Below are 12,144 nucleotides of genomic sequence, written 5' to 3' on the forward strand. Positions count from 1 at the left end.
GTGAGCGCGCAAGACACCTGCGGCCTCGGCTCCCCGCAGCGCAGCCCCGGGCGGGGCGCCGGGGGCCGGCGCGCCCCGCGCAACCTCCACCCGCTGGCCTGGTGGGCCTGGGCGCTCGCCCTGGCGACCGCGGCCAGCCGCACCACCAACCCCTTGCTGCTCCTGCTCGTCCTCGCCGTGCTCGGCTACGTGGTCACCGCCCGCCGCAGCGAGGCCCCGTGGGCCCGCGGGTTCACCTACTACCTGTGGCTGGCGCTGACGGTGGTGGCGATCCGGGTGGTCTTCCGATGCGTCTTCGCCACCGGTGTCACCCCGCACGACCACCTGCTCTTCTCCCTGCCGCACATCCCCACCCCCGACTGGTACGCGGGGATCCGGATCGGCGGCCCGGTCTCGCTGGAGGCCACGCTCTCCGCCGCCTTCGACGGGCTGCGGCTGGCCTGTCTGATCTGCTGCATCGGCGCCGCGAACACCCTCGCCAACCCCAAGCGGGCCCTGCGCGTCCTGCCCGGTGCCCTCTACGAGCTCGGCGTCGCCGTGACGGTGGCGCTCAGTGTCGCGCCCCAGCTGGTGCAGAGCGTCCAACGGGTCGCCCGGGCACGGCGGTTGCGTGCGGGGCGGCGCAAGGGCGTCCGTGCCCTGCGCAGCATCGTGGTGCCGGTCCTGGAGGACGCGCTGGAGCGTTCGCTGGGCCTCGCGGCCGCGATGGACTCGCGTGGCTACGGGCGTTCCGGCACCGCCTCGCGCCGGTCCCGCCGGCTCACCGGGGTGCTGATGCTGCTCGGCCTGTGCGGCCTGTGCGCCGGGGTGTACGGACTGCTGGACGGGACGGCCCCGGCCGCGCTCGGCCTGCCCGCCTTCCTCGCGGGTGCCGTGCTCTGCGTGGCGGGTCTGCTGCTCGGCGGGCGCCGGGTGCGGCGCACCACCTACCGGCCGGACCGCTGGCGGGCCGCGGAGTGGGGCGTGGCCGGTTGCGGAGTGGCCGCCGCCGTGCTGCTGTCCGCCACCGTCGGCTACGACGCCACCGACCTCAACCCCTCCCTCTACCCGCTGACCTGGCCGACGCTGCCGCTGGTCCCGGTGCTCGCCCTGCTCCTGGCGGGCGCGGCCGGGATCGTCTCGCCGCCGCCCGGCCGCACGCCCGGACCCACCGCCGTGCCGGGGCCGCGCCCGACCGCGCAGCCCGACGACGCCACCGCCATCGCCGCCGCCACCACCACCGACCGCACGACCTCCGAGGTGAGCACGTGATCCGATTCGACCGGGTCGGCGTGGTGTACGACGGCGAGAGCACGCCCGTCCTGCGCGACGTCGACCTGCACATCCCGGAGGGCGAGCTCTGCCTGGTGGTCGGCCGTACCGGGGCGGGCAAGTCCACCCTGCTCGGCGCCGTCAACGGCCTCGTGCCGCACTTCACCGGCGGCACCCTGCGAGGCCGGGTCACCGTGGACGGCCGGGACACCGCCCACCACCCGCCGAGGGAACTCGCCGACGTGGTCGGCGTTGTGGGACAGGACCCGTCGGCCGGCTTCACCACCGACACGGTGGAGGAGGAACTCGCCTACGTCATGGAGCAGTTGGCGATCCCCCCGGAGGTCATGCGCAAGCGGGTCGAGGAGACCCTGGACCTGCTCGGCCTGGCCGAGCTGCGCCACCGCGCCCTGCACGAGCTCTCCGGCGGCCAGCAGCAGCGCGTCGCCATCGGATCCGTCCTCACCGCGCACCCCCGCGTGCTGGTCCTGGACGAGCCGACCTCCGCGCTCGACCCGACGGCGGCCGAGGAGGTGCTGGCCGCGATCACCCGGCTGGTCCACGACCTCGGGGTGACCGTCCTGCTGGCCGAGCACCGCTTGGAGCGCGTCGTCCAGTACGCCGACCGCGTCGCCTACCTGCCGGGGGACGGGACGGTCGTGCACGGTCCGCCCGCCGAGGTCTTCCGGGACACCGCGATCGCGCCGCCCGTCGTCGACCTCGGCCGCCTGGCCGGATGGCGGCCGCTGCCGCTGTCCGTCCGGGACGCCCGCCGCGCCGCCGCACCGCTGCGGGAGCGGCTCACGGACGTACCGGTTCCCCCGCCGCGCCGGGCAGCGGCGGCGGGGGAACCGGTGCTGGAGGCGAAGGGCGTGGTGGTCCGGTACGGGCCGGTGGCCGCCGTCCGGGACGTCCGGCTGGACCTGCGCGCGGGCGAGGTCACGGCGCTGATGGGCCGCAACGGCTCCGGGAAGTCCTCGCTGCTGTGGGCCCTCCAGGGTTCCGGGCCCCGCCAGGGCGGCAGCGTGAAGGTCACCGGAGCCGGGGGCGGGAAGGCCGAGGACCCCAAGCGCCTGCCCGCGGCCAGGGCGCGGCAGCTGGTCGGGCTCGTCCCGCAGACCCCCACCGACCTGCTGTACCTGGAGACGGTCGCCCGGGAACTCGCCCAGAGCGATGCCGAAGCCGAGGGCGCCGACGGGCCGACCGCCCGGCAGATCCTGGACCGCCTGGCCCCCGGGATCCCGGACGACACCCACCCCCGGGACCTCTCCGAGGGGCAGAAGCTGGCCCTCGTCCTGGCGATCCAACTGTCCGCCGCACCAAGGGTCGTGCTGCTGGACGAACCCACCCGGGGGCTCGACTACCACGCCAAGGAGGCGCTCACCGGCATCGTGGACGCGCTCGCCGCCGAAGGCCGTACGGTCGTCGTCTCCACCCACGACGTCGAGTTCGTCGCCTCCGCCGCCGACCGCGTCGTGGTGATGGCCGAGGGCGAGATCGTCGCCGACGGGCCGACCGCCCAGGTCATCGTCGCCTCGCCCACCTTCGCCCCGCAGACCGCCAAGATCCTCGCCCCACTCGGCTACCTGACGATCCGACAGGTCGCCGAGGCCCTCGAACCGGCGGAGGCCGCGCGATGACCGCCGTACGGATCCCCGGCCGGGCCCGCGTCGTCGTCGCCCTGGCCGCCTTCATCGGCCTGGTCGCCTTCACCTGGCCGTTCGTCGTCGCACCCGGGAAGTTCGGCTCCAACTACGCCCCGCCGCTGATCTTCGCCGCCCTGCTCGTCCTGGTCCTCGCCGTCGTCATCGCCGAGATCTCGGCCGGCGGCATCGACGCCAAGGCGCTCGCCATGCTCGGCGTCCTGTCCGCCGTCAACGCCGGGCTCCGACCCCTCGGCGCCGGGACGGCCGGCGTGGAGACGGTCTTCTTCATCCTCGTCCTGGCCGGCCGCGTCTTCGGCCCTGGCTTCGGCTTCACCCTCGGCTGCACCTCGCTGTTCGCCTCCGCCCTGCTCACCGGCGGAGTCGGCCCCTGGATGCCCTACCAGATGTTCGGCTGCGCCTTCGTCGGCATGCTCGCAGGCCTTCTGCCGAAGACCCGGCGCCGCCGGGTGGAGGTGCCCGTGCTGGCCGTGTACGGGGCCTTCTCCGGCTACCTGTTCGGCTTCCTGCTCAACCTGTCCTTCTGGCCGTTCTCCACCGACCCGAACAGTTCGATCGCCTACCTCCCCGGTCTGCCCTTCACCGAGCAGTGGCACCGCTACCTGCTGTTCGACCTCGCCACGTCGCTCGGCTGGGACACCGGCCGCGCCGTCACCACCCTGACCGCCGTGCTCGTCGTCGGGCCCGCCGTCCTGACCGTCTTCCGCCGAGCGGCCCGCCGCGCCAACTTCGAACCCACCGTGCGCTTCGAGGCCGATTGACGGCCCCGGCGGACAGGCCTACTCTGCCGGATGTAGTGATGGCGTAAGGAAGCCGGTGGAACTCCGGCACGGTCGCGCCACTGTGAGCGGATCGCCCTTCGGGACGGCCCGCGAGTCAGATACGACGCCATCACGATTCGCCCCAACAAGAGCGGGACGCACGATCCCCGAAGGAGGCTCCACCGTGAGCACCAGTATGCCCGGACCCTCTGCCCTGCCCGTCCCGGTCGTGGTGCCGGCGTCCAAGGCCGTCGCCTGGCTCGTCGTCACCGCGTTCCTCGCGCTGGCCGTCTACTACTTCATCGGCGTCGACCAGGGCGCCTACTCCGTGTTCGGCAAGGACATGCACATCCACGAGTTCGTCCACGACTCGCGGCACTTCCTCGGCTTCCCCTGCCACTGACGAGCGGAAGCAGCGAACAACCAGACATGGAGAAGAAACTCATCCTGCGCGGCGTGCTCGCCGGCGCAGTGGCCGGCCTGCTCGCCTTCGTCTTCGCGCGGATCTTCGCCGAGCCGCAGATCAACGCGGCGATCGAGTACGAGAGCGGTCGTGACGACGCGCAGGGCCTGCTGGACAAGGCCGCCGGCCTGCCCATGGACATGGGCGGACCGGACATCTTCAGCCGCACCGTCCAGGCCAACGTCGGCATCGGCACCGGCATGATCCTGTTCGGTGCGGCGATGGGCGCGCTGTTCGCGGTGGCGTACACCGTGTGCCTCGGCCGAACCGGCAGGCTCCGCCCGCGCAACCTGGCGATGCTGGTGGCCCTGGGCGGGTTCCTCGGCCTGTACCTCGTGCCGTTCGTCAAGTACCCCGCCAACCCGCCGGCCATCGGACACCCCGACACCATCCGCGACCGCGGCAACCTGTACCTGGCCATGGTCGCCTGCTCGCTCCTGTTCCTCGTGCTGGCGGTCTGGCTCGGCAAGCGCCTCCAGGCCCGGTTCGGGAACTGGAACGCCACCCTGCTCGCCGCCGGCGCCTTCGCGGCGGCGATCGGCATCGTCATGGCGGTGCTCCCCTCGCTCGGCGAACTCGCCGACAACGTCCAGCAGTTCGGCCATCACGCGACCGAGACGCCGCTGCCGCTGACCGACGACAAGGGCGCCATCGTCTACCCGGGCTTCCCGGCGGACACCCTGTTCGAGTTCCGCTTCTACTCGGTGGCCGCGCAGCTGCTGCTGTGGGCCGCACTGGGCCTGCTCTTCGGACCGATGGCCGAGCGAGTGATCAACGCCCGTGCGGCGGCCGCCACGGCGGTCCCGGCCGAGTCCGGCCCCGAGCCGGTCGGCGCGGCGTGACGCACACCCGACCGAGGACCGCGACGCCGCAGCGTGTCGCGGCCCTCGGGCCGTTCTTCGCCTACGAGACCCACGAGGCCGACGAGGCCCACGAGACCTGCCAGGCCCACGAGACCCATGACGACGGCGCAGTCGCCGTGCCGTGGCGGCCGATGGCCGAACTCCTCGATGATCCAGCGGTGTTGGGGGAGCGGGTGGCCTTCGCCCGGAACCACCTCGTGGCGGCGGGGGGTCGTCCGCCCGAGGCGGTCGAGCAGCGGGTGGCGGCCTCGGTGACCCACCTGGGGCTGGTGGCGCGGCTGCTCTCACCCGCGTTCGCGGTGGCCGTCCTGGACGGGGCGCTGCTCGGGTACGGGCTGCGGGAGGCGAGGTGGCAGCCGACACCGGGCGGCCTGTTCCCGCTGTCGCTGCCCGCCCGTGACGCCGTTCCCGTCGCCGACCGGGCCGAGCTCGCCGCGCGGTTCGCGGCGGAGGTGCTGGACGGGCCGGTGCGGGAGCTGGGCGAAGCGGTGGCCGCCTTCTCCGTCTCACCGCGGATCCGCTGGGGCAATGTCGCGTCGGCGGTCAACGGAGCGGCCGCGGGCGTCGCCCGCTCGCGGCCGGAACTCGCCTTGGCAGCACGGGAGTTCGCGAGGCGCCTGCTGGCGGTTCCGCCGCTGCGCGGGGCCGGCACCGTGGCCGCGGACGGCACCGGCTTCCGCCGCCGCAGCTGCTGCCTCATCTACCGGGCCGCACCGGACCGGGCCGGCGCGCTGTGCGGCGACTGCGTCCTCGCCGGGCCGGCGGACGCCTGAGCGGAGCAGGGCCCCCTCGGGCCTGCCGCAAAGCCCCCGGGCGGCCGATCCCAGGAAGGATGGTGAGCGGAGCCATGGCCCCACGCGAGGACCGACTGCCCCGGCGGCTCACCGAGGTCCCGATCGGCTGACCGACCGATCGAAGGGGTGACCGGCCGTACGGTTTTCGGCCAAGTGGGTCGCGGGCGCCGGGCCGTTCCACGACTCCGCTTAGGGATACCCGTGGGCATGTTATTGAACATGTCCCTGACAGGAGTGTCCGGGCGGTGACAGCCGGACGCTGTGACCGGTGTTCCGTTTGGAGGCACGGCGGTTCGGTGGATCCGGCCAAGGTGTACCGGCCCTGTTCCGTGGGGTCCGTCGTTCGCGGAGGATTCGTTGCCCGAGTCCTCCGGTCGGGACCGGAGGAGCGTGGACACGCGTCCTGCCGTGCCGCGGGTCCGGCGGACGTCAACGGAGTTGGAGGGGGCTTTGTCCAGAGGTGCCGGCATGGCGCGGTCGTCCGCGCGCTCGCGGTTCCGGTGGATCGTGTTCGTGGTGGCGACGGCGCTGGTGGCTCCGTTGGCACAGGCGGGAGGCCTGCCACCGGCGCAGGCGTCCGCGCCCGCGCCCGCGTCCTCATCCGGATCCGTGGCATCGAGAGCGGTGCCGCGGGATCTGCCGATCCTGTCGGTCCCGTCGGCGGCCGGGCAGCAGCCGCAGGCCGAACTGCGGGAGCCGAAGGCCGACTTCGCGCCCTTGGCGGCCAGCGGGGATCCGCGCTCCGACGAACGGGGGCGCGAGCGCGCCGCAGCCCAGGAGGCGCCGCAGACCAGCCCGGTGTCCCCGGTCGACGGCGCCGTGGTGGGGACGGAGACGCCCGCGCTGCAGGTGGCCGCGGCCGGTGACGGCGTCCTCTACTGCTTCAAGGTCTCCACCGGGTTCGACGGCCGATCCGGCAGCGTGGTGGACTCCGGGTGCCTCGACCAGCCGCAGTGGACGGTCCCCAAGCACGTGCTGCACGACGGTGGCCGGTACACCTGGACGGCGGCGACCGCGGTGTCCGGCGGGACGACCGCCACGCCGCCGCAGTGGGTCGGGCACTTCACGGTCAACCAGCGGGTCGGCGACCCGGGGCCGGCACCGACCGACCACCTGGGCCCGGTCACGGTGAACCTGTTCAACGGCAACGCGCACGTCGAGGCCGCCGGGCCGGCGTTCCAGACCGTCGGCGGATCGGCGGGCGTCAACCTCGCCTACAACTCCCGGGAGGGCGCCCCGCACGGCGTCCGCGCCTCGTACTTCAACGACTCCCGGCACGCGGGCGCCCCGGACGCGATCCCAGTGATGGTGCGCGGCGAGTCACAGGTCAACCTGGACTGGGGCATCCCGTGGACCGGCAACCCGGACAACCTGCCGTGGCGTGACAACCCGATGCCGCCCGCCCTGGACAAGAACTGGTTCGTGGTGCGCTGGGAGGGCCAGTTCAAGGCCCCGGTCACCGGGGACTTCCGGTTCGCCGGCGCCCACACCGACGGCGCCCGGATCTGGCTGGGCGACAAGCTCGTCTACGACAACGCGGGGCCCGCCGAGCCCGGCAACGACTTCCTGCTGCCCGGCCCGCGCCAGGCCGGCGAGGTCGCGTTGAAGGCCGGCCAGTCGGTGCCGATCCGGGTCGAGCTGTACCACCACTCCGACGACCGTCCGCGCATGGTGCTGTGGGCCAAGAGCAGCACCGGCACCGACGACCACCGCACCCACAACCTGGATCCGAGGATCGTGCCGACGGAGTGGCTGCTCTCCGCGGACTCCCAGGCGCTGCCGGCGGGTTGGACGCTGTCGGCGCAGTCCAGCGGCTACAGCCGTGCCGAGATGCTGGACGGCTCGGTGGTGCTCACCGACGGAGCCGGCGGCAAGCACACCTGGGCCAAGGCCTCCACGGGCGGCTACGCGCCGCCGGCCGGTGAGGACGGCGTCCTCGCCTTCGACACCTCGGGCCGGATCACCCTCACCGAGGGTGACACCGTGTCGCTGTTCAACCCCGACGGCACGCTGGCGGCGGTGGAGTCGGTCCTGGACGGCAAGAAACCGGCCGCCCTGCAGTACCTCTACAGCGGGACGCCGCCGCGGCTGACGCAGATCAAGGACCCGGTCTCCGGCCGCTCGCACCAGCTCTTCTACAACACCGACGGCGGCGACGGCTGCTACGGCGCAACGCCCCGCCCGCCCGGCTCGGACCCGGCGCCGCCGCAGATGCTCTGCCGCATCCGGTACTGGGACGGCAGCGAGACCAGGCTCTGGTACCAGATGGGCACCCTGGCCCGGGTCGAGAACCCCGGCGCGGTCATGCAGGACTTCGACTACCTGGGCCGGGCCTCGGCCAAGCAGCGCTACGACGAGGCCGGGGACAACGAGGAGGAGAAGCAGAAGGCCCTGGACAGCATCGGGCCGCTGGCCACCATCCGGGACGCCCTGGCCTACGACTGGGTGGCGCACCAGGCCCCGTCCGCGGCGAACGCGTGCACCAACACCGGTGACACCGCCGCCGTCTGCACGGTGATCGGCTACGACTCCGTGACCGAACAGCCCCAGGAGCCGCCCGCCCTGCGCGCGGTCCAGGTGCTGGCACCGGCCCCGGACGGCCGCTCCGCCGACAAGCGCGCCGAGCACTTCTACCAGTACTACCTGGAGCGCAAGCAGGCCACCGTGGCCCTGGCCGGGGTGTACGACTCCACCCGCTCCCGCACCGTCACCTACGACGACGCCGGACGCACCCTGGTCACCACCGACTTCACCGGGGCGAGCATCGCCGCGGAGTGGAACACCAAGGACCAGGCCACCGCGGCCGTCGACAGCGCCGGCCGCCGCTCCACGACGGTCTACGACCACGCCGACCGCCCGGTCGACAAGTACGGGCCCGCACCGGCGTCCTGCTTCACCGGCCAGACCCCGACACCCGCCTGCGCGGCGAAGATGCCGCACACCCACACCACCTACGACGAGGGACTGGCCGGGCTGTCGGCCGCCTTCTACGACAACCCGGAACTGGCGGGCGTCCCGCAGGCGTTCGCCACCGGGGTCGGCGCCGCCGACGGGGCACTGTCACGGTCGTGGGGACCGAGCCCGCCGGTGGCGAACACCGGCGGCTGGTCCGGACGCTTCACCGGCGAGGTGCAGTTCCCGGCAGCCGGGCAGTACGGCCTCGGGTTCACCGCCGTCGACGGCGTCCGCCTCTGGGTCGACGACGTCCTGACCGTCGACAGCTGGAGCGACAAGCCCGCCACCGCAGTCACCGGCACGTACGCCAACACCACGGCCGGCAGCCGGCACCGCGTCCGCGTCGACTACTACAACCGCTCCGGCACGACCGGGGCCCTGGCCTTCACCTGGACCCCGCCCGGCACCGGTACCCCGGTCCCGGTACCCGGGACGAACCTCGCCCCCCGCTACGGCTGGGCGACGGGCACCACCACCGACGACACCTCCGGCGGCGACCAGGAGCGGGCACCGTCCAAGCACAGCGCCAGCAGCTACTCGGACCCGGCGGCGGGCATCGACCCGGCGTACGGGCTCACCGTGTCCACCACGGCCGATCCCGGCGGAATGGGCCTGACCGCCCGTACCACCTACGAGCGTCCGGGCGACGGATACCTGCGCAGGTTGGCCTCGGCCATGCCTGCCGGTGACATTGCCAACCCCGACAAGCGCACCACGACCGTCTACTACGGCGATTCCGAGACCCGCGCCAATCCCTGCGATCCGAGCGCTCCTGCCGCCAACCAGGCCGGCATGGCGAAGACCGCCACTGCGGCCAAACCGGACAGCGGGGCGGCGCTCACGGGTGAGACGGTGTACGACGAGGCGGGCCGCGTGGTGGCCCAGCGCGTCAACGGCGAGCCGTGGGCCTGTAACAGCTACGACGCACGTGGACGGGTGGTCAAGAAGAGCGTTCCCGCGCAGGGGGGCAAGCCGGGTCGTACGGTCGTCACGGACTGGGCGGTCGACGGTGATCCGCTGATCTCGAAGCTGACCGACGAGAACGGGTCGATCACCACCGGGATCGACCTGCTCGGCCAGGAGGTCCGCTACACCGACGCCAACGGCGTCACCTCGACCTCCACGTACGACCAGGTCGGGCGCCTGATCACGGACACCACCACGGTCAAGGGCGTGTCCAGCACCGTGACGTACGCCTGGAACGACGCCACCCAGTTGACCAGCGTCAAGCTGGACGGGACCACCGTCGCCACGCCCGCCTACGATGCGGCCACCGAACTGGTCGGTGTCGCCTACGGCAACGGATCCCGCCTGGACTCGCTGGTACGCAACAGCGCGGGCAAGGCAACGGCGTTGGCGTGGAGGACCTCCGCGTCCACGGTCGTCGACACGGTCACCCGGTCCCGCGACAACCGGGTCACCGACGACGTGGTGACCGCGGACGGGAAGTCCGTCGCGACGTACGCCTACACCTATGACACGGTGGGCCGGCTCGTCGCGGCGAGCGTCCCGCACCACCAGCTCACCTACCGGTTCGACCCGACCGACGGTTGCGGGACAGCGAAGGCCGCCGGGCTGAACACCAACCGCACCACGTCCACGGACAGTCTCAACGGTGCCCCGGCGGTCGCCACCGGCTATTGCTACGACGGTGCCGACCAGCTGACGTCCACCAGTGGTGGCACCGCGCTGTCGTTCGGCTACGACGACCTCGGCGACACGGTCAAGGCCGGGGGCGACACCCTGGGGTACGACGTCACCAAACGGCACGTCCAGACCACGACCGCCTCCGGGACAGCGATCTCGTACACCCGGGACCCGGCCGACAGGCTGACCGCCCGCACGGTCACCGGTGCCACGGACGTGTCGAAGAACGGGACCACCCGCTACTCCTACAGTTCCAAGCACGACGACGCCGACCTCATCCTCAGCAAGGACGGCGGACTGCACCAGCGGATCGTGGCACTGCCCGGCGGCGTGCTGCTGACCAAGAACTACGACCAGACCGCCACCACCAACTGGTCCTACCCCAACATTCACGGGGATGTGCTGTTCACTGCGGACGGGGCCGCCACCCTCACGGGTGGCATCCGCCTCTACGACCCCTACGGCCAGACCATCGACCCCGCCACCGGCTCCTTCACCGACGTCCCGATCCCCGCCACCGTCGCCGGCGGGATGGACTTCGGGTGGCTGGGCCAGCACGAACGGCCGGTGGAACACCTGGCTGGCCATCAGGCCATCGAGATGGGCGCCCGCCTCTACCTGCCGGTACTCGGCCGCTTCCTCCAGGTCGACCCCGTCGCGGGCGGATCGGCCAACGACTACGACTACGTCAACGCGGACCCGGTCAACGGCTTGGACCTCGCCGGTACCTTCGGCTGGAAGTCCGTCGTCTCCACCGCCACCAAAGCGGCAGAAGTCGTGGCCTACGTGCCGGGCCCGATTGGAACTGTCGCCTCCGGCGCAGCCGCAGCCGGGCAGCTGGCGCAAGGGCACTACAAAGAAGCCGCCATGGACGCGCTCGGTGCCATCCCCGGTGGCAAGCTCGCCAGCACTCTCGCCAGAACCGCCGGAAAGGAAGCCTCGACGGTCGGTAGAGCCGTGCAAGCTGCGGAGAAGTGCAACTCCTTCTCCGTGGAGACCCCTGTGGTGATGGCCGACGGCTCGACCAAACCCATCAGCGTCGTTCAGGTCGGCGACCGGGTCCAGGCCACGGACCCCGCCACCGGCGCGACCCTGGACGAGCCCGTCACGGACGTCATCGTCGGCCACGGCACGAAGCACCTCATCGACATCGGTCTCGATGCCCGGACCCCTGGGACCACGATCACCGCGACCGCCAACCACCCGTTCTGGGTGGACGGCCCGGGCTGGACCGACGCGGGGGACCTGCGGCTCGGCGACCGCATCCGAAGCGGAGGCGGCGTCGACGTCGCGACCGTCACCAGCGTGCACGATCGCGGTGACGTGGACGGCCAGACCGTCTACAACCTCACCATCGGCCACGTCCACACCTACTACGTACTGGCAGGGCCCACCCCCGTCCTGGTGCACAACAACAGTTGCGGCCTGCCGCAAGAGGGCGTTTACGCGTTCAAGGACAGGGCGGACGCGCAAGGGCGCACGTACGTGGGGCAGACCAACGACTTCGACCGCCGACTGAAGGAGCACGCCAGGAACGGCAGGACGGAGAAGGGAGACGACGTCCTGCTCGTCCACGTGCCGGGTGGCAAGGCAGCCCGCGAGAAGGAAGAAGCGTCTCTCATCGCCGAACTCGGAGGCAAGGGAAACCTTTCGAACAAGGTCAATTCTCCGGGGTACAGGCCGTAAGGACCCTGATAGATGCGCTACGAAAGGATCACGCCGGTGACAACCGAACGACCAAGGCAG

At 72.2% G+C, this 12,144-nt stretch carries 7 protein-coding genes and 1 riboswitch; all 7 genes read left to right on the forward strand.

What is annotated here, in order from left to right; translation table 11 throughout:
* The 7 genes from ACFXOZ_RS01180 (at window position 1) to ACFXOZ_RS01210 (ending at window position 12,084) form a co-directional block, all read left to right on the forward strand.
* Window positions 1-1,251, forward strand: coding sequence for a CbiQ family ECF transporter T component (locus ACFXOZ_RS01180; protein WP_380586301.1), 1,251 nt, complete (start codon window positions 1-3; stop codon window positions 1,249-1,251).
* Window positions 1,248-2,891, forward strand: a complete 1,644-nt coding sequence (locus ACFXOZ_RS01185) for an ABC transporter ATP-binding protein (protein ID WP_380586304.1) — start codon at window positions 1,248-1,250, stop codon at window positions 2,889-2,891. Before ACFXOZ_RS01180 ends, ACFXOZ_RS01185 begins: the two co-directional genes overlap by 4 nt.
* Window positions 2,888-3,676, forward strand: a complete 789-nt coding sequence (locus tag ACFXOZ_RS01190) for an ECF transporter S component (RefSeq protein WP_380524496.1) — start codon at window positions 2,888-2,890, stop codon at window positions 3,674-3,676. Before ACFXOZ_RS01185 ends, ACFXOZ_RS01190 begins: the two co-directional genes overlap by 4 nt.
* Before the next feature lie 22 nt (window positions 3,677-3,698).
* Window positions 3,699-3,823: riboswitch (cobalamin riboswitch) on the forward strand.
* A 37-nt stretch (window positions 3,824-3,860) separates the two neighbouring features.
* Window positions 3,861-4,079 carry a CbtB-domain containing protein gene (locus ACFXOZ_RS01195; protein ID WP_380524497.1) on the forward strand — a complete coding sequence of 73 codons (219 nt, stop codon included), beginning with the start codon at window positions 3,861-3,863 and terminating at the stop codon, window positions 4,077-4,079.
* A gap of 26 nt (window positions 4,080-4,105) precedes the next feature.
* Window positions 4,106-4,981 carry a CbtA family protein gene (locus ACFXOZ_RS01200; protein ID WP_380586307.1) on the forward strand — a complete coding sequence of 292 codons (876 nt, stop codon included), beginning with the start codon at window positions 4,106-4,108 and terminating at the stop codon, window positions 4,979-4,981.
* Window positions 4,978-5,775, forward strand: a complete 798-nt coding sequence (locus ACFXOZ_RS01205) for a (2Fe-2S)-binding protein (protein ID WP_380586310.1) — start codon at window positions 4,978-4,980, stop codon at window positions 5,773-5,775. Before ACFXOZ_RS01200 ends, ACFXOZ_RS01205 begins: the two co-directional genes overlap by 4 nt.
* Window positions 5,776-6,420: 645 nt before the next feature.
* On the forward strand, window positions 6,421-12,084 hold the full coding sequence (locus ACFXOZ_RS01210) for a PA14 domain-containing protein (protein WP_380586313.1): 5,664 nt from the start codon (window positions 6,421-6,423) through the stop codon (window positions 12,082-12,084).
* Window positions 12,085-12,144: the final 60 nt, after the last annotated feature.

The sequence above is a fragment of the Kitasatospora sp. NPDC059160 genome (assembly GCF_042755465.1).
Classification (GTDB): domain Bacteria; phylum Actinomycetota; class Actinomycetes; order Streptomycetales; family Streptomycetaceae; genus Kitasatospora.

Excerpts from the sequence above, each read along its gene's own strand:
- ACFXOZ_RS01190 (WP_380524496.1), top strand. The coding sequence starts at position 2,888 with ATGACCGCCGTACGGATCCCCGGCCGGGCCCGCGTCGTCGTCGCCCTG.
- ACFXOZ_RS01200 (WP_380586307.1), top strand. The coding sequence starts at position 4,106 with ATGGAGAAGAAACTCATCCTGCGCGGCGTGCTCGCCGGCGCAGTGGCC.